The 23175-nt window shown below is 61.1% G+C and carries 17 protein-coding genes; all 17 read right to left on the bottom strand.

Annotated features, from left to right (window positions below; translation table 11 throughout):
* Positions 1-3: 3 nt before the first annotated feature.
* A complete protein-coding gene (gene asnB, locus J3B00_RS22225) occupies positions 4-1956 on the bottom strand; it encodes an asparagine synthase (glutamine-hydrolyzing) (RefSeq protein WP_209872013.1) in 1953 nt (650 codons plus the stop codon).
* Between the two features lie 39 nt (positions 1957-1995).
* The gene (locus tag J3B00_RS22230; RefSeq protein ID WP_209872016.1) at positions 1996-3072 is read right to left on the bottom strand and encodes a glycosyltransferase family 4 protein; all 1077 of its coding nucleotides are present in this window, start codon (positions 3070-3072) and stop codon (positions 1996-1998) included.
* Entirely contained in the window at positions 3069-3986 is a 918-nt protein-coding gene (locus J3B00_RS22235; RefSeq protein ID WP_209872019.1) for a glycosyltransferase family 2 protein, read from the bottom strand. The genes J3B00_RS22230 and J3B00_RS22235 overlap by 4 nt, the downstream gene beginning before the upstream one ends.
* A complete protein-coding gene (locus J3B00_RS22240; protein ID WP_209872022.1) occupies positions 3976-5208 on the bottom strand; it encodes a hypothetical protein in 1233 nt (410 codons plus the stop codon). The genes J3B00_RS22235 and J3B00_RS22240 overlap by 11 nt, the downstream gene beginning before the upstream one ends.
* Positions 5195-6481, bottom strand: a complete 1287-nt coding sequence (locus tag J3B00_RS22245) for an oligosaccharide flippase family protein (protein ID WP_209872025.1) — start codon at positions 6479-6481, stop codon at positions 5195-5197. Before J3B00_RS22245 ends, J3B00_RS22240 begins: the two co-directional genes overlap by 14 nt.
* 161 nt (positions 6482-6642) lie before the next feature.
* A complete protein-coding gene (locus tag J3B00_RS22250) occupies positions 6643-7668 on the bottom strand; it encodes an NAD-dependent epimerase/dehydratase family protein (protein WP_209872028.1) in 1026 nt (341 codons plus the stop codon).
* A gap of 47 nt (positions 7669-7715) precedes the next feature.
* Positions 7716-8993: a Vi polysaccharide biosynthesis UDP-N-acetylglucosamine C-6 dehydrogenase TviB gene (gene tviB, locus J3B00_RS22255; RefSeq protein WP_209872031.1), complete on the bottom strand. Its 1278-nt coding sequence runs from the start codon at positions 8991-8993 to the stop codon at positions 7716-7718.
* A gap of 111 nt (positions 8994-9104) precedes the next feature.
* The gene (locus J3B00_RS22260; RefSeq protein ID WP_209872034.1) at positions 9105-10166 is read right to left on the bottom strand and encodes a Wzz/FepE/Etk N-terminal domain-containing protein; all 1062 of its coding nucleotides are present in this window, start codon (positions 10164-10166) and stop codon (positions 9105-9107) included.
* A 233-nt stretch (positions 10167-10399) separates the two neighbouring features.
* Positions 10400-11854, bottom strand: a complete 1455-nt coding sequence (locus J3B00_RS22265) for an MBL fold metallo-hydrolase (protein ID WP_209872037.1) — start codon at positions 11852-11854, stop codon at positions 10400-10402.
* A gap of 112 nt (positions 11855-11966) precedes the next feature.
* Entirely contained in the window at positions 11967-12206 is a 240-nt protein-coding gene (locus J3B00_RS22270) for a lipopolysaccharide assembly protein LapA domain-containing protein (protein WP_209872040.1), read from the bottom strand.
* 21 nt (positions 12207-12227) lie between these two features.
* On the bottom strand, positions 12228-12527 hold the full coding sequence (gene ihfB, locus J3B00_RS22275; RefSeq protein WP_119139744.1) for an integration host factor subunit beta: 300 nt from the start codon (positions 12525-12527) through the stop codon (positions 12228-12230).
* Between the two features lie 644 nt (positions 12528-13171).
* Positions 13172-14848: a 30S ribosomal protein S1 gene (gene rpsA, locus J3B00_RS22280; RefSeq protein WP_119139742.1), complete on the bottom strand. Its 1677-nt coding sequence runs from the start codon at positions 14846-14848 to the stop codon at positions 13172-13174.
* Between the two features lie 122 nt (positions 14849-14970).
* Positions 14971-15657 carry a (d)CMP kinase gene (gene cmk / locus J3B00_RS22285; RefSeq protein WP_209872043.1) on the bottom strand — a complete coding sequence of 229 codons (687 nt, stop codon included), beginning with the start codon at positions 15655-15657 and terminating at the stop codon, positions 14971-14973.
* Positions 15654-17861: a bifunctional prephenate dehydrogenase/3-phosphoshikimate 1-carboxyvinyltransferase gene (locus J3B00_RS22290; protein WP_348635986.1), complete on the bottom strand. Its 2208-nt coding sequence runs from the start codon at positions 17859-17861 to the stop codon at positions 15654-15656. The genes cmk and J3B00_RS22290 overlap by 4 nt, the downstream gene beginning before the upstream one ends.
* A gap of 231 nt (positions 17862-18092) precedes the next feature.
* Positions 18093-19187 (bottom strand): prephenate dehydratase, encoded by a 1095-nt coding sequence (pheA, locus tag J3B00_RS22295; protein WP_209872050.1) that lies wholly within the window; start codon positions 19185-19187, stop codon positions 18093-18095.
* Positions 19187-20272, bottom strand: a complete 1086-nt coding sequence (serC, locus tag J3B00_RS22300) for a 3-phosphoserine/phosphohydroxythreonine transaminase (protein ID WP_209872053.1) — start codon at positions 20270-20272, stop codon at positions 19187-19189. Before serC ends, pheA begins: the two co-directional genes overlap by 1 nt.
* A 71-nt stretch (positions 20273-20343) precedes the next feature.
* On the bottom strand, positions 20344-23109 hold the full coding sequence (gyrA, locus tag J3B00_RS22305) for a DNA gyrase subunit A (protein WP_209872057.1): 2766 nt from the start codon (positions 23107-23109) through the stop codon (positions 20344-20346).
* Positions 23110-23175: the final 66 nt, after the last annotated feature.

Genomic DNA, 23175 nt, shown 5'->3' on the forward strand with positions numbered 1-23175 from the left:
GTTTCAATGCTCTGCATACCAGGCCTGGAACATGAGGACGTTCCACAAGTGGTGCTGCCAGTTACGGCGACCACTCAGGTGTTCGTTCCACATCTGGGTAATCGGCTCGGGGTGGAAGATCCCTTCCTGGCGTAACCGGGTGGGGTCGAGCTGGGCTGTCGCCCATTCGCGCAGAGGGCCTCTGAGCCAGCTGTCGAGCGGCAGGCCGAAGCCCTGCTTGGGACGCTCGATCAATTCGCGCGGGACGTGCCGGTAGAGCACCTCGCGCAGTACCCGCTTGCCCTTGCCTTGATGAATCTTGTAGTCGAGCGGCAGGCTCCAGGCCAGTTCGGCAACCCGCGGATCGAGCATCGGTACGCGGCTCTCAAGGCTGACGGCCATGGCGGCGCGATCGACTTTGACCAGGATGTCGTCGGTCATGTAGGTCTGGGCATCCATTGCCATCATGGTATGCGCGAAGTGATCGGTGCTCGGCCACTGCGCGCTGGCGCTGAGCAAGGTCTCGGGCTCGACTGCGCCGATGATCAGGCTGGCCGGGTCTTGCCAGTGGCTGGTCAAGGTGCGGAAAAACGCGCGCTGATCCGACAGGCCGAGCAGGCCGGCCAGCTTGTGCGCCTTGTCGCCCGGGGTGGCAATCTGCATGCGCGCCGGTATGGCCGGCTTGAGCATCCCGTAGACCTGATCCCACTGTGCTGGCGACAACGCCCGCAAGGCCAGCGAGGCCCCCTTGCGCGCCACCGCCGGCAGCCGCGACAGCCGGCTCCAGACCTTGTTGCCCATCAGGTAGCGGTTATAGCCACCGAACAGTTCGTCACCGCCGTCACCGCTCAGGGCAACCCGCACATGCGCGCTGGCCAGCTGGCTGACGAGGAAGGTCGGGATCTGCGAGCTGTCGCTGAACGGCTCGCAATAGATCGAGGCGAGCCGTGGAATCACGTCCTGGGCGTCCTTGGGCGTGACATACAGCTCGGTGTGATCGGTGCCCAGGTGGCGCGCTACTTCCTTGGCATACTCCGCCTCGTTGTAGGCGGTCTCGCCGAAGCCGATGGTGAATGTACGCACCGGCTGTTGGCTTTGCGCCTGCATCAAAGCAACAACCGTACTGCTGTCTACGCCGCCACTGAGGAAGGCGCCCAGTGGCACGTCCGACAGCATCTGCCTGCCCACCGTGGCCGACAACTGCTGCTCGAGGAGGTCGGTGGCCTCTTCGAAAGAGCCCTGGAACGGGTTGCGCAGGCCGTTCTCGACCACCTCGTTGAGCGACCAGTACTGGCGTGGCTGCGCCTGCCGGGCAGCGTCAGGCTGGCCGAGCGGAAACTGGATATAGTGGCCGGCGCGCAGCTTGTGGATGCCCTTGTAGATACTGTACGGCGCGGGGATGCAGTTGTGCCGAAGGAGCAGCGTCAGGGCATCGCGGTCGATTTCGCGGGTCGCCGCCGGATGGCACTTGAGGGCCTTGAGCTCGGAGGCGAACAGCAGACTGCTGCCCTGCCAGCCGTAGTACAACGGCTTCTCGCCGAAGCGGTCGCGAGCCAGGCTGAGGGTCTGCTCGAGGCGATCCCACAGGGCGATGGCGAACATGCCGACCGCTTGCTGCAGCGTCTTGTCCAGGCCCCACGCCGCGATACCGGCCAGCAGCGTCTCGGTATCGGAATGTCCACGCCAGGCAGGTGCATGCCCCTGCGCCTCGAGCTCGGCCCGCAGCGCCAGGTGGTTATACACCTCGCCGTTGTAGACAATCACGTAGCGGTCGCACGCAGAGGCCATGGGCTGATGGCCAGCCGGCGACAGGTCGAGAATCGCCAGACGGCGATGGCCAAGGGCCAGGCCAAGCGCTTCGTCCCCCCAGTAGCCAGCATCATCAGGCCCGCGGTGGGTAATTTCAGTCGTCATTCGCCCGATAAGCGCCTGCGCATCCCGCAGACCAGGGCTAAAAAATCCAGCAATTCCACACATTGACGCGCACCTTATGAATTCGGCGTTGCAAGCTCATGATCATGAGCCTGTCAGGCTTTTCAGGAGTTTCTCGAGCACCGGCGCCTGGGCCTGCAACGAGTACCGGGTTTCGACCGCATGCCGGCCGGCACCGCCCAGGCGGCCTCGCTCTTCAGGCGAGGCCAGCAACTGGCACAACGCCGCCAGCCATTCCTGGTGCTGGCTGGCGAGCAAACCGCAGTGGTTGGCGGCAACAATCTCCACGTTGACCCCGACCGGCGATGCCACAACCGGTACGCCACAGGCCATGTACTGGATGAGTTTGTAACCACACTTGCCCTTTTCCCACGGACCGTCGATCAACGGCATGATGCCGATGTCCATCTGCTCGATCAGCCGAGCTTCACTATCCTCACTCCAGGGGAGGGTTTCAACCTCGATGCCCGGTAGCTGAGCGACGATATCGGCAGTCGCGCCCACCAGCATGAGCTTGGCACCATAGCGCGTGCACGCCTCGAGCAGCGCGGCATGGATACTGACCACGTACTTCTGGGTCGATGGCGAGCCGATCCAGCCGATCACCCGCTGTTGCCCTTCGGGCCGACGGCACACTTGATAGCGGCTGTGATCGACCACGGTTGGAATGATCTCGACGCGCGCAGCACCGGCACGCCTCGCTCGCTCAGCCAGGTACTCATTGCCAGCAACGACGATGCTCGACGCGCGCATGACGTCGTCGATCTTGCTGCCCAGCAGGCGCCGTACCCATCGATTGGTCGACAGGTCATAGTTGTGAAAAACCGCGTCGTCGTAATCGACCAGGTATTTCACACCCACCGCCCGCAGCCCGCGCTCGAACACCGCCGGCAGCATCGGAAACAGTTCTTTTTCGATCCAGACCGCGTCGTACTTGCGCGCGCGCAACAAGACCAGCACACGTTTCAGGTAATAACCCAGCAACTTCAAGGGTGAACGTTTGGATGAGCGGTACAGGTCATTGAGGTAGTCCTCACCGAAGAACTCGCTGACTTCGACCTCGACACCACTGGCCTGCAGCGCCGGCAGGAACTGCAGAATCCGCAGGCGGCTGCTCGCCCCCATGCGCGTGTATTTGCTCAGGATGAGGATTTTTTTCATCGGGTCTTGCCCGTGCGCAACCACTCACCCAGCCAACCGAACAACAGCCGATAGGCTTGCAGCGTCTCGCCGACGCCCTTGCGCTTGACCAGCGCCAGGCCCACGCGCAGGATCGGCTCGGGCACTACCGTGGCCAGCAGCACTGCGCTGGCAGAGGCCCGCCCAAGGTGCTTGAAGGCATACAGAATGCGGCTACGCAGTGAGTAGAAGAGCCTGCGTGCCTTGACCTGGTCCGAGGTGCCGCCGCCTTTGTGGAACGCCTTGACCTTGGTCAGAAACTCGATGCGATAGCCTTGGTCCTTGACCCGTTTGGACAAGTCGAGGTCTTCGAGGTAGACAAAAAAACGCTCGTCAAACCCTTGCAGCCGATCGAACAGCTCGCGGCGGATCAGGTAGAAGGCGCCAATCACATGATCGACCGTACGGTCGTTGTCGTGCGCCCACTCAGCCATGAAGAAGCCCAGCCGCGGCTGGATCCGGTCAAGGCCCACCGCATGTGCAAGGAAACTGGCCGTGGTCGGCAAGCGCGTGCAACTGCGGGCAACATGGCCGCTCTCCTCTTCCAGCTGTACTCCGCATACGCCGACCTGAGCGTTGTGCGGGTCACGCATGTACCCCAACACGTAGTCGAGGGTGCCCGGATACACCGCTGCATCAGGATTGAGGAACAGCACGAAAGGTGAACTGCCCTCGGCCGCGCCCAGGTTGCAGGCACGCGCAAAACCAAGGTTGGCACCGGTGCGCAGCACGCTGACGCCTTCCTGCTCCAGCCCTTGCTCAGAGCCGTCGGTGGACCCGTTGTCGACCACGATGACCCGGACTTGGCCCGCGGCGATACTGGCTTGCAGCGACGCGATACAGTCGCGAATCTGCTTGCCCGAATTCCAGTTGACGATAACTACATCAATGTCCATGAGCCAAATTCCTGTTGACGCTATTTACCAGCCGGTGATTCAGCAAGGCCACGGGCACGAATAAAACCCACATGTAATCGAATTTCGCCAAGTACGGGTTGGTCGCCGTCGCCAGCAAAAACGAAACCAACCCGCACAGATAATAAAACTCAAAGCTCTCGCGCCCTTTGCGGCGTACTTCCTGGGCCAGAAATACCATGAGCGAGACCACCCCCACGGCATAGATCGAGAAGCCGAACACGCCGTACTGAAATACCAGCGACACATAGAACAACTCGTACGCCCAAGGCATTTCTTCAGAGCGAATATAACTGGCGACAGCACCGGCCCCCGAGCCCCAGAACGGGTGCGCGACAATCCCGTCCATCAGCGCACCGAACTGAACCGCCCGCTCCGAGTTGCTCGCATCGGCGCCGAAGTCAAAAATCGACGATACCCGCTCGTAGATATAATCAGGCCACAACGAGTACACAACCAAGGCTAGCCCGATCGCGCCGCCGACAAACAGGCTGACCTTGAATACCGCCAGCCCGCGTCCACCTGGAGCGCCCAAGCTCATGCAATAGGCAATCAGCGGCCCCAGTACGGCGGTCACGAGGATGACCCGTCGGCCGGACAACATGACCACCAGCAGCAGGCCGAGGAAGGTGATCAGCCCTGCCAGGCTGATACGCTGGCAAATGATTCGGCAGAACATGAACGACAGCAGGAAGATCACGCTGGAGACGTTGGGCAAGGTGAACTTCAAGTACCCCGAACCGTAATCGACCACGGCCTCGTCTGCGTAGAGCGCCCGCAAGGTTACGCCCAACGGGTTGCCAGGCAGCACGATCTCGCCCACGACAAAGCCCAGGTCAATCAGCACGATCAGCAGCCCCGCGGTAACCATCAGGCGCTCCAGGCCATCGCTGTTACCCTGGTAGAGCATCGCCAGGATGGTAAACAGCGTCGGGTACACCACCATCACGGTGAGCACGCGCAACGCGCCGGGGTTGCCCAGCAGCGCGCCGTAGAACGACCAGCCCAAGCCGATGAACGAGAACAGCAACGCCGCCCAGAACAAGCGCGAATCAACCTTGCCAACCAGCCCACCGCCCAATACCAGGCAGCCCAGGGGCAGCAGCAGGGCCACCGTCTTGAATGCGGTAAAGCTCGTTGGAAACACCAGCGACAGCAGCAGGATCAAGCCTGCCACGCGCTGGGCAAAGTCATTCAACGACATTGACCAAGCCTCTATCGCCCTTCGCCTGCCACACTGCCCAACTCAGTAATAGCGTATCCAGCAGCGTGCGTAGCAGCCAGGCGAGCGCAGCGCCGATGACTCCCAGGTCCTGAATCAGCCAATACAAGGCGCCGACGAACAACGGCAGTTCGATGAGGTGGAAGATCGCCGTGATCCTGGTCCGGCCCTGGGCATGCAAAAAGGCGTACAGCATGGCCCCGACGCCGTTCAGGAACACCCCCGCGCACAAGATCCGGCCCACCGCCACCGACTCGGCGTTGACGTATTCACCGACCCACAGGTTGAGCACGATTGGCATCAACAGCGCCATGGCACTCATGATGACCAGCATCATCGCAGCTACCCGCAGCGTCCAGGTGCGGAACAGCGTCCACGCCTTGTCCACCCCCTGTTGCATCAGGCCGGCAATCGCCGGAAACGCCACGGTGGTCACCGCGCCGACCAGGATCATCGCCTGCACGGTAATCTCGTAGGGGATCACATAGGCGGTCACCGCTGCGGCAGACAACAGGAAACCGACGAAGAAGCGGTCGGCCTGCACCAGGAATGGACTGACGACGCTACTGACCGTTACCCAGCCGCCAAAGCGCAGCAGTTGGATGGCTTGTTCCTTGACATAACGGCCAGGCCCCTGCCCTTGCAGGCATGCCTTGGCGTTGATGCGGTAGATGAGCAGCGCCACTGCCCGCGAAATCACCAGGGTCGACACCAGCCACTGCAGTTCATGGGTAAATTGCGCGACCAGGTATGGCCCGCCGAAGTTGGCAACACCCAGGCCAATGCGCAACAGGCTGATGCCCCTGAAATTCAGGTAGGCCTCGTTCACCCCGCGGTAGGTTGCACTCACTGCCTGCATGGGCAGTGCAAACGCCAGCAGCAACAGCGAAAAGGTGATCTCCGAGGCGGGTATGCTTTGCCGAGGGATGAACTGCTGCAAGCCGGCAGCCGATCCCAGTGCAATTGCCACAAAACCGACGATACCGACCACAGAGGTCAGGGTGACCGCCGTCGCGATGACATCGGCGATGATTGCCGCCTGCGGCCCATCACGGAGCGAGGCGATACGCTGGGTCAAGGCCCGGCCGATGCCCAGGTCGAGCGCGCCGGCATAGCCGATCAAACCCCAGGCGAGTGCAAGAAGACCAAAACGCTCAGTCCCTACAATTGAAATCAATCCCGGAACGGTCAGTGCAGCGATGATCAGCGGCAGGCCCAAGCCGAGCAGATTCCACACGATATTCTTGTAATGCACTGCTTCCTCTCACACCAATGGCCGCCTGGCTGGGGCTGCTGCGTCCCCTTGAAGACGACGCCGCTCCTTGTGGGAGCGGCCTCGTGTCGCAAAAGGTTGGCGCAGCGGCCTCAACGGGCTCAAGCCAAACGCTATTTCAGAACATCGCAAAGGACTGGCCGTCAGGCCAGGAAATTGATGTACCAGGGCATGGCCTTGGAGATACCACCCATGACGTCGTAACGCGGTGCATAACCGAGCAGCTTCTGCGCCTTGGAAATATCCGCCTGAGAATGTCGCACATCGCCCGCGCGAAAATCGCGATATACCGGTGCCTTGGCATAGACGACGCCGTTCTCTTGCAAACCCTCGCGCAGCGCCTCGAACAACTGGTTGAGCGTGGTACGGCCACTGACCGCCACGTTGTAGATCTGATTGACCGCCGCAGGGTCGGCAGTGGTCGCCGCCAGCAGGTTCATCTGCACCACGTTTTCAATGAAACAGAAGTCGCGGCTGGTCTCACCGTCGCCATTGATGAAGAGGTCATCTGCACTGATCATCGAGGCGAGCCACTTGGGAATGACTGCCGCGTAGGCCCCTTCGGGATCTTGCCGACGGCCGAAGACGTTGAAGTAGCGCAAGCCGACACTGTTGAAGCCATACGACTTGAAGAAGACATCGGCGTACAGCTCGTTGACATACTTGGTCACCGCATACGGCGACAACGGCTTACCGATGACATCTTCCACTTTTGGCAAGCCCGGGTGGTCACCGTAGGTCGAACTGCTCGCTGCATAGGTGAAACTCTTCACCGCCGCATCACGGGCGGCAACCAACATGTTCAGGAAACCGTCGACGTTGGTCGCATTGGTGGTAATCGGGTCGTTCAACGAACGCGGCACCGAGCCCAATGCTGCCTGGTGCAAGACATAGTCCACATCGCGGCAGGCCACATGGCAGTCATCCAGGTTGCGGATATCACCCTGGATAAAATTGAAACGGCTCCATTGCTGCGCAGAAACGTTCGCCTTGACCTCGTCAAGGTTGCGCTGGTGGCCGGTGGCAAAGTTGTCCAGGCCCACCACCGTCTGGTCGAGCAGAAGCAGATGCTCAAGCAGGTTAGACCCGATAAACCCTGCTACACCGGTGATCAGCCACCGCTTGGGAGCCTGTGGAAGCGCTTGCTGAAGTACTTCATATGCCGTCATTTTTTCATCCAAACTTGCAATAGTTGCCGAACCTGATGCCCCGTCGATCACAGGCGAATATCAGAGCTCTTTGCGTCCAGCAGGTACTTGAGATCGTAGAGCACGTGGTCAGGCTTGCCGTAGGCGCGAATGGCAGCCTCGCCGAGCGCCTTGAACTGCTGGTGAGCCACGGCGATGACGATGCCGTCGTAGCTGCCGGCTTGAGGGGCGGCTACTGGCGTGATGGCATACTCATGCTGGGCCTCGGCGGCATCGACCCAAGGGTCGAATACATCGACGGCAATGCCGTACTCGCTCAACTCGGCAATCACGTCCACGATCCGCGTATTGCGCAGGTCTGGGCAGTTTTCCTTGAAGGTCAGGCCCATGACCAGCACCCGCGCGCCCTCGACCTGCAAGCGCCGCTTGAGCATTGCCTTGACCAGTTGCGAGGCGACGTAGCGACCCATGCCATCGTTCAGGCGGCGGCCGGCCAGGATGATTTCCGGGTGATAACCGATGGCCTGTGCCTTGTGTGTAAGGTAGTACGGGTCGACGCCGATACAGTGCCCACCGACCAGGCCGGGGCGAAACGGCAGGAAGTTCCACTTGGTACCCGCGGCCTCCAGGACTGCCTCGGTATCGATACCGAGACGGTTGAAGATGATCGCCAGCTCGTTTATCAGGGCAATGTTCAAATCACGCTGGGTGTTTTCAATCACCTTGGCAGCTTCGGCAATCTTGATGCTCGCCGCCTTGTGGGTACCTGCAATGATGATCTCGCGATACAGGGCATCGACCACCTCGGCAATCGCCTCGGTCGAACCGGCGGTGACCTTCTTGATCGTCGTCACCCGGTGCTCTTTATCACCCGGATTGATTCGCTCCGGGCTATAGCCGGCAAAGAAATCCTGGTTGAACGTGAGCCCGGAAACGCGCTCGAGCACTGGTACGCACACCTCTTCGGTCGCCCCTGGATACACCGTCGACTCGTAGACGACGATATCACCGGCCTTCAACACCCGGCCGATGGTTTCCGATGCCTTCACCAGGGGGGTCAGGTCGGGTTGCTTGTACTCGTCAATGGGCGTGGGAACGGTGACGATGAACACGTTACAGCTACGCAGGTCTTCGACGTTTGCGCTGTAGCTGAGCAAATTGGCCTGCGCCAGCTCTTCGGTACTGACTTCCTGTGTCGCATCGTGGCCCGCCACCAGTGCGCTGATCCGCGCCTGGTTGATGTCGAAGCCAACCACCTCGCGGCGCTTGCCGAACTCGACTGCCAGGGGCAGGCCCACATAACCCAAACCAATAATTGCCAGCTTAATATTCATCAATAATGTCATCTATGTAATTGAACCCGGTCGTGGCGAGGCAATGCATTGCACTCGCCCGCTGCGCCGAAGAAAGTCGATGATGAGGTCAGGCTCGCGGGCCACGCCCGCACGGCACGACAATCACGTTCTGGCACTTCGCGAAAAACGACCAGTGAAGAAAAAGGCGCGGTAGAGCGCAATCAGGATACCGAGCAGCCCACCCAGCAAAGCACTCAGGACGACGATGACAACCTTCTGTGGCTTGACCGGTTTGTCCGGGGTATCCAAGCCACCGTCCTGGCGATAGACCTCAAACACTGATGGGTCTACTTGCAGCGCTTCGTAGAAGGCTATTGTCTCCTCGTTCTGCCGCAGGTGATCGACAAAGGGGTCGTCCGAGACGCGGGCGCGCAGATTCTTGATTTCGGCCTCGATAGCGCGACTGCCCCTCATGTAGACCAACGAGCCTTCCATGTCTGCCGAAAGCTCGGAGTTGCCGCCACCCGAAATGATAGGTGGCTTCTCCAGGCCTATCGACTGCGCCACGATCAGTGCCTCGGACAAGCGCGCGATACGGTCCTCACGGGCCTTGCGGGCCTCCTCCCTGGCAGAGCGGATCCGCTCCTTGAGGTTGCCGGCCTTGACCAGGGCATCGGCGCGCACGTCAGCCATCACTTCTTTCTTGGCCCGCTCACCTGCAAGCTGCGCATAACGCACCACCCAGTCTGCCGCTTGTTGGGGGTCTTTGGAGGTAGCAACGATCTGGAAGCGTCCGGGAGTTTCCTTCGCCGCGATCGGGATGGAAACAACCTGGTTGAATCTCGCGTACAGATCATCTTGAGCGCCGCGCCGCTCATCTTCAGGCAGGGATTTCAGATAGACATCACGGTAGAACTGCCGACGCAGGGATTCTGATTGAATATTGCGCACGTAGCTTTCGTAAACAGTCTTGACCGACAGCATGGGCAACCCGCTGTCCCCACCTCGGCCATAATTAAGCTGTGCAATGTCGTTTTGAGAAGGCGACTGGATGAATACTTTTGCTTCATACAGCGGAGTAGCCAGCAAGGCGTAGGCAACGCCCAACAACGTGACAATCACAGTAGTAACCGCCACCACCCACTTCTGCTTCCAAAGTTCCTCGATCAGTTCAACCAGGTCAACTACAGGCTTGCCGTCTTGGCGCTCACGATCATTGCGCATTTATTCTAATTTTCCTTGGCTCATTCTGCCCTCTGACATCATCAAGGCACCGGCCAGGCTAGCCGGGGACCACGATGCGTCAACCTCATCATGCTGGATAAGCTCTACACCACAGGGTAAGGTCAATCAACAACCCGCTCAACGCCTTTTTGATGCAACGCCTGAATCATAGCTCAGAAATTTTGGAACCAAAAATTACCTGAATGTTCCATTCGGCAATGACCTCTGATCAGTTATTCCGGGCCAGCAATACTCACCTGCACAGACTGCCCCAGGTCATCAAAGGACTTCACCAAGGCGCGCGCTAGCACCCGTTTAGATCTGGCTTCGCCATGCACCAGCACCACCTGCCTGGGCGGCTGCGCCATGCCCAGGACAAAGTCGAGCAAACCCTGCTGGTCGGCATGAGAAGAGTAGCCTTCGAGTGTGACGACTTTGGCCCGCAGCGCCAGGGACTCGCCATCCAGGTCAATATGCACCGGGACCTTGGCAAAGGCACTGGCCTGGATCAATGCACCTGCAGTGCCCTTCGCCTGATACCCGACGAACACCACCTCATGCCGGGGGTCGCCGAGCATGGCTTTGAGGTAATTGACGATGCGCCCGCCCGAGCACATCCCGTTGCCGGCCAGGACAATGGCGGGACGCCCGGTGCTGGCCAGATAGTTGACCACGCGCTGATGATTGGCATGACTCTCGACATTGACCAGTTGCGTAAACCCCAGCGGCGTACGCCCCGTACCAAGCCGCTGCAGCGCCTCGCGCTTCCAGTGCGCATGCAGTTCGCGATAGGCCTGGGTGATGCGCTGCGCAAGAGGCGAGTCGAGGATGATCGGCAGCCTGGACCAGTCGAGCGCCTGCAGCGGATCCTCTGCCCGCGGTGCACTATCGGCACTGAGCAGTGCCCTGCGATGGAGGATATCTTCGATTTCGTACAGCAGCTCTTGCGTGCGACCCAGGCTGAACGCCGGAATCAACAGCGTGCCCTGGTCAAGCAAGGCGCGGCCGATGACCGCTTCAAGGCGTCGCTGGCGATCGTGCCGATCAGCATGCAGGCGATCCCCATAGGTACTTTCAAGCACCAGGATGTCTGCACGCTCAGGCGGGCGTACGGGGCGCAGCAGCGGGTTGCAGGGCGCACCGAGATCACCCGAAAAGACAATGCGCGAGCTCGCCTGACGCCCCGCATACCACACATCGCACTCGACATAGGCAGAGCCAAGCAGATGCCCGGCACGTTGGAGGCGAATCGAGCAGGTCAGCCCATCGCGCTCGATCAGCGCGTGCCATTGTTCGAAGGGCAGCGGGACGATCAGGCTGCGCAACAGGGCCAGGTACCGCTCGACCTCGGCCGCGTCACGACTGACGCTCAGCCTGTAGGCATCTTCGAGCACCAGGGGCAGTAATTTGGCAGAGGGCGCGCTGCACAGGATCGGGCCGCGAAAGCCTGCGGCCAGCAACGCTGGAATACGCCCGACATGATCAAGGTGCACATGGGTAACGATCAGCGCTTGCACGCTACCAACGCTCAGGCCTGGCAGCGCATGCTGAGTACCGGCCATGGCATCCGGCCCCTGCTCCAGGCCGCAATCGACCAGCAGGCTGCAGTTATCCTGCAGATGAAGCTGATGGCAGGAGCCGGTGACCGTGCGGGTGCCACCGTGATGGCTCAGATAGGGGTACACCATCAAACGGCGCTCGGGAAATCTCGGGGGGAGCATTACCCCATACTCGCCCCTGGCTTAAAATGACCCAATTTCGCAAAAGGTTGTAGGCACATTCCTAAAACCGAGCAGGCCTTTATGCCGCTGCACGCATCCGACGGCGGCTGCGCATCACCGCATAGCCACCCAGCAACGGCCCAACCGCCAATCCCAGCACCAAGGCTGCGATCACTGGCACTGCCACAGGCACCGCTGGTGCAGACCAGCCAAACAGGTTGAGGGCCACCGCCTGCTGGTTTTCCAGCACGAAGAACAGCACCACCGCCGCCAGCAGCAAGACAAAAAGCGCTGCCAGGGCGCGTTTGAGATTACGCATCGGACTCGATCCTCAGTGGATTCAGGTGTGGGCCTCATGCTCTTCTTCATTGACCCGGTCACGCAGCTCTTTACCCGGTTTGAAGTGCGGCACGAACTTGCCTTCAAGGCTCACCGACTGGCCAGTCTTGGGATTACGCCCCACGCGAGGCGCTCGATAATGCAGAGAGAAGCTGCCAAAACCGCGGATCTCGATGCGATCGCCGGTAGCCAGGCACTGGGCCATCTGCTCGAGCATGGTCTTGATGGCGAGCTCGACGTCCTTGGACGAGAGCAGGCCCTGATGGGTGACAATACGTTCGATCAACTCGGACTTCGTCATGTTTTTCCCTTCGTTATCAAGCAGCTAGATCATTGCTTAACCAGTTTGTAGCACGCTCCGGGAGATTTGAACAGGGCGGTTCTTGACTTAATAAAAAAATTCAAGATTGGTGCAGCAGGAATGGGGGTTTGCGCTGGGATGGGGCGTCGTGGCCGGGGGCGCTGCGCGCGCCTTTAGGACCGGTCCGGCGCCCGGGCACGGCTCCCTGTCTTGCACCAAACCTGAAAGTTAGCGCGATCACTGTGGGAGCAACTGTATTGCACTAGATCTCAACCTGGCGCGGACTCTGTGGGAGCGGCCTTGTGTCGCGAAATGAGGGCGCAGCCCTCACCAGCATCACATCCAGATACGACCCGTTCGCCCACTGCAATCCGCTCACGAACGCGCAGGCTTGATAAGGAAAAACGCCGATTACCCGCATTGAGATTGTGCGTGGTTGTCATTCCGCCGGTGAGGGCTGCGCCCTCATTTCGCGACACAAGGCCGCTCCCACAGTGATCGCGCTAACTTTCAGGTTGTGTGCAAGACAGTTGCCGCAGGGTCCGCGCACGCTTCGAGATGCAGTTTCATGCTGCAAAAAGCATTACTGAAGACAATAAAAAAGGGCGACCTAAGTCGCCCTTTTTCTACCGATCAAACAGAACTCAGTTCTGCTTGGCCATTGCTTCGCGCAGCAGCGCAGCCATGGTGGTGTCGGCAGCAGCTTCTGGAGCCTGTTTCAGGCTCTGGATAGCTTCACGCTCTTCAGCGTCGTCTTTCGATTTGATCGACAGGCTGATAACGCGCGACTTGCGGTCAACGCTGATGATCTTAGCTTCGATCTCTTCGCCTTCTTTCAGAACGTTACGCGCATCTTCAACGCGGTCACGGCTGATTTCGGAAGCTTTCAGAGTGGCTTCGATGTCGTCGGCCAGGGTGATGATGGCGCCTTTGGCGTCAACTTCTTTCACGATGCCCTTGACGATAGCGCCCTTGTCATTGACAGCAACGAAGTTGGAGAACGGATCGTCTTCCAGCTGCTTGATGCCCAAGGAGATGCGCTCGCGCTCTGGGTCGACCGACAGGATGACGGTTTCCAGCTCGTCGCCCTTCTTGAAACGACGTACGGCTTCTTCGCCGGTTTCGTTCCAGGAGATGTCGGACAGGTGAACCAGACCGTCGATGCCGCCGTCCAGACCAATGAAGATACCGAAGTCGGTGATCGACTTGATGGTACCGGTGATCTTGTCACCCTTGTTGAACTGGCCGGAGAAGTCTTCCCATGGGTTGGACTTGCACTGCTTGATGCCCAGGGAGATACGACGACGCTCTTCGTCGATGTCCAGAACCATGACTTCCACTTCGTCGCCAACCTGAACGACTTTCGACGGGTGGATGTTCTTGTTGGTCCAGTCCATTTCGGAAACGTGTACCAGACCTTCAACGCCTTCTTCCAGCTCAGCGAAGCAGCCGTAGTCGGTCAGGTTGGTAACGCGAGCCTGTACACGGGTACCTTCTGGGTAGCGTGCAGTGATAGCGACCCACGGATCTTCGCCCATCTGCTTCAGACCCAGGGAAACGCGGTTGCGCTCACGGTCGAACTTCAGAACGCGAACATCAACTTCGTCACCAACGTTGACGATTTCCGACGGGTGCTTGATACGCTTCCAAGCCATGTCGGTGATGTGCAGCAGGCCGTCGATGCCGCCCAGGTCCACGAATGCGCCGTAGTCGGTGAGGTTCTTGACGATACCTTTGACTTGCTGGCCTTCCTGCAGGGTTTCCAGCAGAGCTTCGCGCTCGGCGCTGTTCTCGGCTTCCAGGACGCTGCGACGCGAAACAACCACGTTGTTGCGCTTCTGGTCCAGCTTGATGACCTTGAATTCCAGCTCTTTGCCTTCGAGGTGGGTGGTGTCGCGCACTGGGCGGACATCAACCAGGGAGCCCGGCAGGAACGCACGGATACCGTTAACGTCGACAGTGAAGCCGCCTTTAACCTTACCGTTGATAACGCCCTTGACCACTTCTTCGGCGGCGAAAGCTGCTTCCAGAACAATCCAGCACTCGGCGCGCTTGGCTTTTTCACGGGACAGTTTGGTTTCGCCAAAGCCGTCTTCGACCGCGTCCAGCGCAACGTGAACTTCGTCACCGACCTTGATGGTCAGCTCGCCAGCTTCGTTGTAGAACTGCTCGAGCGGGATGACGCCCTCGGACTTCAGGCCAGCGTGTACGGTAACCCAGTCGCCGTCGATGTCGACAACGATACCGGTGATGATCGCACCCGGCTGAAGATTGAGGGTTTTCAGGCTTTCTTCAAAGAGTTCTGCAAAGCTTTCGCTCATTTTAATTCCTGTAGATTCGGGCGAAACAAACGCCCCTAGCCACATTCCAGACAATGTGGGTTTCGTTATGTATAGGAAGGCCGGCAGGACGTTGACTGGTGCCCCTGCCTGCCTTCCTGTCATCAAATGAGATCGCGAAGGGCGAGCTCACTTCTGATGCGTTGCAACACCTGCTCGATGGATAACTCGGTAGAGTCCAGCTGAATCGCATCGGCCGCTGGCTTGAGCGGGGCCACTGCACGCTGGGTGTCACGCTCATCGCGTGCACGTATCTCATCCAGGAGACTCGCCAGACTAACATCTTCACCCTTGCCCTTCAACTGCAAATAGCGGCGACGGGCGCGCTCCTCTGCACTGGCGGTGAGGAACACTTTCAACGGCGCGTCCGGGAATACCACGGTGCCCATGTCGCGACCATCGGCAATCAGCCCAGGAGCTTCGCGGAAGGCGCGCTGGCGCTGCAGCAAGGCTTCACGCACGGCGGGCAGCGAGGCCACCATCGAGGCGCCGGCGCCAATCGTTTCGGTGCGGATGACATTGCTGACATCTTCACCCTCAAGGATGATCTGCTGAAGTTTACCGGGCTCGGCCGCGATGAACTGCACATCCAGATGGGCGGCCAGGGCCTTGAGCAACTCTTCGTTGGTCAGGTCGACGCCGTGGTTGGAGGCGTTGAACGCCAGCAGGCGGTAGAGCGCGCCGGAATCCAGCAGACGCCAGCCGAGCTCGCGCGCGAGCAGGCCGGCCACGGTACCCTTGCCCGAGCCACTCGGCCCGTCGATGGTGATGACGCAAGGTTGCTGATTCACGATTGAGCCTCTTGCGTAACGCGGATGCCGACTTCGGCGCACAGGGCGAGGAAGTTCGGGAACGACGTCGCAACGTTGGCGCAGTCATGGATACGCACCGGCGCACTGGCCCGCAGCGAAGCAATGCTGAAGGCCATGGCAATGCGATGGTCACCGTGACCGTGCACTTCACCACCGCCAATCTGGCCGCCCTCGATGATGATGCCGTCCGGGGTCGGCTCGCACTTCACACCCAGGGTGATCAGGCCGTCGGCCATCACCTGGATACGGTCGGATTCCTTCACGCGCAGCTCTTCGGCACCGCGCAGGATGGTCCGGCCTTCGGCACACGCGGCAGCCACGAACAGCACCGGGAACTCGTCGATCGCCAGTGGAACCAGCTCTTCAGGAATCTCGATACCCTTGAGCTTGGCGCCGCGCACGCGCAGGTCAGCCACCGGCTCGCCGCCGACTTCACGCTGGTTTTCCAGGGTGATGTCGCCGCCCATCAGGCGCAGGATGTCGATCACGCCGGTACGGGTCGGGTTGATGCCGACGTGCTCGAGGACCAGCTCCGAGCCTTCGGCGATGGAGGCGGCAACCAGGAAGAACGCCGCAGAGGAGATATCCGCCGGAACTTCGATACGGGTCGCGGTCAGCGTGCCACCGGCCTGCAGCGAGGCGACCGGGCCATTGGACTCAACGGTGTAGCCGAAACCACGCAGCATGCGCTCGGTGTGATCGCGGGTCGGCGCGGGCTCGGTGACGGTGGTCACGCCTTCGGCGTACAGGCCGGCCAGCAGCAGGCACGACTTGACCTGGGCACTGGCCATCGGCAGCGTGTAGGTCAGCGCCTTGAGCTTCTGCCCACCGCGGATGGTCAGCGGCGGACGGCCGTCGGGGCCGGTCTCGACCACGGCGCCCATTTCACGCAGCGGATTGGCAACACGGCCCATCGGGCGCTTGGACAGCGAGGCGTCACCGGTCATGGTCACGTCGAACGGCTGACCCGCCAGCAGGCCAGACAGCAGGCGCATCGAGGTGCCCGAGTTGCCGACATAGATCGGCCCCGGTGGCGGCTTGAGGCCATGCAGGCCGACACCATGAATGGTGACCTTGCCATGGTTGGGGCCTTCGATGACCACACCCATGTCGCGGAAGGCCTGCAAGGTCGCCAGGGCGTCCTCGCCTTCGAGGAAACCTTCGACCTCGGTGGTGCCTTCGGCAAGCGAGCCGAGCATGATCGAGCGATGGGAAATCGATTTGTCGCCTGGAACGCGGATCCGTCCGGACACGCGGCCACCAGGTTGGGCCAGGAAAATCAGATCGTTGGCGTTCATAGCGTCCACATAGGCCCGGCGGGCCAGGATTTTACTGAAATGCTCGCGGGCAACCCGAGCGCGGGTGAATACACCCAGCAATTGGTGCCCGTCCCCTGCATCGACCGCGTCGCGCAAGGCGTCGAGGTCGCTGCGAAATGTATCTAGTGTGCGCAGGACAGCTTCGCGGTTGGCGAGGAAGATGTCATGCCACATGATCGGGTCGCTGCCGGCGATTCTCGTGAAATCGCGGAAGCCTCCCGCAGCGTACCGGAAGATTTCGAGGTTTTCATTGCGCTTGGCCAACGAGTCGACCAGGCCGAAGGCCAGCAGGTGCGGCAGGTGGCTGGTAGCCGCCAGCACTTCGTCATGACGCTCGACGCTCATATGCTCGACGTCGGCGTCCAGCGCGCGCCACAGGCGATCAACCAGCGCCAGTGCGCCTGGGTCGGTCTCGGCCAGCGGCGTCAGAATAACTTTGTGCCGGCGGAACAGCGCGGCATTGGAGGCTTCTACCCCACTCTGCTCGGAGCCGGCGATGGGGTGGCCGGGCACGAAGCGCGACAAGCCTTCGACAAATACCTCGCGGGCGGCGCGCACGACGTTGCACTTGGCGCTGCCGACGTCAGTGATCACGGCATTGCCGAGGTCGAGTCGAGCCAGGCGAGCGAGCACCTTTTCCATGGCCAGGATCGGCACGGCGAGCTGGATCACGTCGGCACCGACGCAGGCTGCAGCGAGGTCTTCTTCGCAGCGGTCGACCACACCCAAGGCCACCGCCTGCTTGCGCGACGGGGCATCGAGGTCGACACCGACCACTTCGCGACACAGGCCGCTTTCGCGCAGGCCCTTGGCGAACGAGCCGCCGATCAGGCCGAGGCCCACTACCACCAGACGGCCGATAATCGGCGCGGATTTGTTTGCTACCACATCAACCACGAGTGCGAACCCTGTTCAGAACGGCAAGTGTGTTGCCGGATGAAATCATGCCAGTCGGTAGAATGCTGGGGGGGCGTCTTGCGCCCCTTTCGCGACACAAGGCCGCTCCCACAGGTCTCGCGCGGGCCTTGTGGGGGCGGCCTTGTGTCGCGATGGGCTGCGCAGCAGCCCCGGCATTCTCACAGGCCAGCCGCAACCTCAGAGTACCGCCTTCGGATACGAGCCCAGCACTTTCAGCGCAACGGCGTCCTGGCTGATCTTCTCCAGCACGGCCTTGATCAGCGGATCACGGTGATGGCCAACGAAGTCGATGAAGAACACGTAGGTCCACTTGCCGCTACGCGAAGGACGCGTTTCGATGCGGGTCAGGTCGATGCCATTGTCATGGAACGGCACCAGCAACTCGTGCAGTGCACCAGGCTTGTTGCTCATCGAGACAATGATCGAGGTCTTGTCGTCACCGGTCGGCGGCACTTCCTGGCTGCCGATCATCAAGAAGCGCGTGGAGTTGTCCGGGCGGTCTTCGATCTTCTCGGCCAGACGGGTCAAACCGTACAGGTTGGCCGCCATGTCACCGGCGATCGCCGCCGAATTCCACTCACCCTTGACCCGCTTGGCCGCCTCGGCATTGCTCGACACCGCAACGCGCTCGACATTCGGGTAATGCGCGTCCAGCCACTTGCGGCACTGGGCCAGCGACTGCGCATGGGAATAGATGCGGGTAATGCTGTCGGTCTTGGTGCTCTCGCCCACCAGCAGGTGATGGTGAATGCGCAGCTCGACTTCGCCACAGATGACCATGTCGTGCTCGAGGAAGCTGTCGAGGGTGTGGCTGACCGCACCTTCGGTGGAGTTCTCCACCGGCACTACGCCAAAGTTGACCGCACCGGCAGCCACTTCGCGGAATACTTCGTCGATCGCCGCCATCGGACGGCTGATCACCGCATGACCGAAATGCTTCATCGCCGCGGCTTGGGTGAAGGTACCTTCAGGGCCGAGGTAAGCGACTTTCAGCGGCTCTTCCAGAGCAAGGCACGACGACATGATTTCGCGGAACAACCGCGCCATCTCTTCGTTGCCCAGCGGGCCCGGGTTGCGCTCCATGACGCGCTTGAGCACGGCAGCTTCACGCTCGGGACGGTAGAACACCGGTTTCTCGCCTTCGGCCAGCGAGGCGGTCTTGACCCTGGCGACTTCCTGGGCGCAGCGGGCGCGATCACTGATCAGCTCGAGGATCTTCTCGTCGAGGCTGTCGATGCGTACGCGCAGCGCCTTGAGTTCGTGCTCCGACATCAGCCGTGCTCCTTCTCGAATTCAGCCATGTAGGCAACCAGCGCGTCGACCGCATCCAGGCCCAGGGCGTTGTAGATCGAAGCGCGCATGCCACCCACCGAGCGATGACCCTTGAGGTTGAGCAGGCCACGGGCATCGGCACCGGCGAGGAAGGCCTTGTCGAGGCGCTCGTCAGCCAGGCGGAACGGCACGTTCATCCACGAGCGCGCGTTGACGCTGATCGGGTTGGTGTAGAACTCGCTGGCATCGATAACGCCGTACAGGCGGTCTTTCTTGGCGCGGTTGCGCTGCTCCATGGCCTCGACGCCGCCCTGCTCCTTGAGCCACTCGAAGACCAGCCCCGAGAGGTACCAGGAATAGGTGGCCGGGGTATTGTACATCGAGCCGTTGTCAGCCGAGACCTTGTAGTCGAGCATGGTCGGGCAACTGCTGCGGGCGCGGCCGAGCAGGTCTTCGCGCACGATCACTACAACCAGGCCGCTCGGGCCGATGTTCTTCTGCGCGCCGGCGTAGATCAGGCCGTACTGCGAGACGTCGATCGGGCGCGAGAGAATGTCGGACGACATGTCGACCACCAGCGGAACATCACCGGTCTCGGGCACCCAGTCAAACTGCAGGCCACCGATGGTTTCGTTGGATGCGTAGTGGACGTACGCGGCGTTCTTGGTCAGGTTCCAGTCGTTCTGGCCGGGGATAGCCAGGTAGTCGAACGGCTTGGCGCTGGCAGCCACGTTGATGTTGCCGAAGCGACGCCCTTCTTCGATGGCCTTTTTCGACCAGATACCGGTTTCGATGTAGTCGGCGGTGCCGGTTTCCGGCAACAGGTTCAGCGGGATCTCGGCGAACTGCTGGCTCGCGCCGCCCTGCAGGAACAGGACCTTGTAATTGGAGGGAATGGACAGCAGGTCACGCAGGTCCTGCTCAGCCTTTTCAGCGATGGCCACATAGTCGTCACTGCGATGGCTCATCTCCATCACCGACAGACCTTTGCCGTGCCAGTCCAGCATTTCGGCCTGGGCACGCTGCAGGACAGCTTCAGGAAGCGCAGCAGGGCCTGCGCAGAAGTTAAAGGCTCGTTTGCTCACATCCACTCTCGCTCTGCTCTGTTCAGTAAGCGGGGCGACCTTGGTCGCCCCGCCCGGGTTGTTGCGCTGTGTTATTCCTGAGGCGCCTCTTCAACGCCGCCGGCAGCGTCATCCGCCACGTCCAGCGCGTCGACCTCGACGCCCTCCTCACCCTCGATCAGTTCATCGAGGTCTTCGGATGGCTCCTGGATCCGCTCCAGACCCACCAGGGTCTCGTCGCTGGCCAGCTTGATCAGGGTCACGCCCTGGGTGTTACGACCCAGGCTGGAGACTTCGCCGACACGGGTACGAACCAAGGTGCCCTGGTCGGAGATCAGCATGATCTCTTCGCCTTCCTGGACCTGGATCGCGCCGATCAGCAGACCGTTGCGCCCTTTGGTACCCATGGCGATCACGCCCTGGCCACCGCGCCCACGACGAGGGAACTTGGACAGCGGGGTGCGCTTGCCGAAGCCGCGCTCGGAGGCGGTGAGGATCTGCGCGCCAGACTCAGGGATCAGCATGGAGATGATCTGCTGCCCCTTGCCCAGCTTCATGCCGCGCACGCCACGAGCGGTACGGCCCATCTCGCGAACCACGCTTTCAGCGAAGCGGATGACCTTGCCGGCGTCGGAGAACATCATGACTTCCTTGGCGCCGTCGGTGATGGCCGCGGCGATCAGGGTGTCACCCTCTTTAAGCTTCAGGGCGATCAGGCCGCTGGTACGAGGACGTGCGAACTGGGCCAGCGGGGTCTTCTTGACGGTACCTGAAGCGGTCGCCATGAAGATGTACGCGCCGGTCGGCTCAGCGGCCCACTCGGCGGTATCGCCATCTTCTTCGTCGATTTCTTCGGCTTCGAGCACTTCGCCTTCGAGCACGGTGTCGTCGCCGTCTTCGAGCTCTTCATCGGCGCCGGCGCTCTGTTGCAGCGCCTCGAGGTCGATCTGCAGCATCGCGGTGATGCCTTCGCCCTCTTCCAGCGGCAGCAGGTTGACCAGCGGACGACCACGGGCAGCGCGCGAGGCTTCCGGGATGTCGTAGGTCTTCAGCCAGTACACCTTGCCCTTGCTGGAGAACAGCAACAGGGTAGCGTGGCTGTTGGCGACCAGCAGGTGTTCGATGTAGTCCTCGTCCTTGACGCCCGACGCCGACTTGCCCTTGCCGCCACGGCGCTGGGCCTGGTACGCGGTCAACGGTTGGGTCTTGGCGTAGCCGCCGTGGGAGATGGTCACCACGCGCTCTTCTTCCGGGATCATGTCGCCGTAGCTGAGGTCGTGGCGGGCGTCGAGGATCTCGGTGCGGCGCACATCGCCGTATTCGGCGCGGATCGCTTCAAGTTCTTCGCGGATCACTTCCATCAGGCGCTCGGCGCTGCTGAGGATGCGGATCAGCTCGCCGATCTGCTCGAGGATCTCCTGGTACTCGGCCAGCAGCTTCTCGTGCTCCAGGCCGGTCAGGCGGTGCAGGCGCAGGTCGAGAATGGCTTGGGCTTGCTCTGGCGACAGGAAGTACTTGCCGTCGCGCATACCGTATTGCGGATCGAGGTTTTCCGGGCGGCACGAATCGGCGCCAGCGCGCTCGACCATAACCTGCACGGCGCTCGACTCCCACGGCATCGAGACCAGGGCTTCCTTGGCTTCCGACGGGGTCGGCGAGGCCTTGATCAGGGCGATGACCGGATCGATGTTGGACAGCGCAACCGCCTGGCCTTCAAGGATGTGGCCACGCTCGCGGGCCTTGCGCAGCTCGAACACGGTACGGCGGGTCACCACTTCACGGCGGTGACGGACGAACGCCTCGAGCAGGTCCTTGAGGTTGAGCAGCTTCGGCCGGCCGTCGATCAGGGCAACGATGTTGATGCCGAACACGCTTTGCAGCTGAGTCTGCGAGTAGAGGTTGTTGAGCACCACCTCCGGCACCTCGCCGCGACGCAGCTCGATGACGATGCGCATACCGTCCTTGTCGGACTCGTCGCGCAGCTCGGTGATACCTTCGAGCTTCTTCTCCTTGACCAGCTCGGCGATCTTCTCGATCAGACGCGCCTTGTTCAGCTGGTACGGCAGCTCGGTGATGATGATCTGCTGGCGACCACCGACCTTGTCGATGTCTTCGATCTCGGAGCGGGCGCGCATATAGATGCGGCCACGGCCGGTGCGATAGGCCTCGATGATGCCGGAGCGGCCGTTGATCAGGCCTGCGGTCGGGAAGTCCGGGCCAGGGATGAACTGCATCAGTTCATCGATGGTGACTTCCGGGTTGTCGATCAGTGCCAGGCAGCCGTCGATCACCTCGCCGAGGTTATGCGGCGGGATGTTGGTCGCCATGCCCACGGCAATACCGCTGGAGCCGTTGACCAGCAGGTTGGGGATCCGGGTCGGCATGACTGCCGGGATCAGCTCGGTGCCGTCGTAGTTGGGCACCCAGTCGACGGTTTCTTTGTGCAGGTCAGCCAGCAGCTCGTGTGCCAGCTTGGACATGCGCACTTCGGTGTATCGCATGGCCGCGGCGTTATCGCCGTCGACCGAACCGAAGTTGCCCTGACCGTCGACCAGCAGGTAGCGCAGCGAGAACGGCTGGGCCATACGCACGATCGTGTCGTAGACCGCAGTGTCGCCGTGCGGGTGGTACTTACCGATAACGTCACCGACCACACGGGCGGACTTCTTGTACGGTTTGTTCCAGTCGTTGCCCAGCTCGCTCATCGCAAACAGAACGCGGCGATGCACGGGCTTCAAGCCGTCACGCGCATCGGGCAGTGCACGCCCGACAATCACGCTCATCGCGTAGTCGAGGTAAGACTGTCTCAGTTCGTCTTCGATATTGACCGGGAGGATTTCTTTGGCCAGTTCGCCCATGAGAAGCCTGATTCCTTTTTCTGGTGAAACCTCGTCCAAGTCCCCAGAGGACGAACGAAGCTCGTC

The organism is Pseudomonas sp. BP8 (assembly GCF_017875955.1).
Lineage (GTDB): Bacteria > Pseudomonadota > Gammaproteobacteria > Pseudomonadales > Pseudomonadaceae > Aquipseudomonas.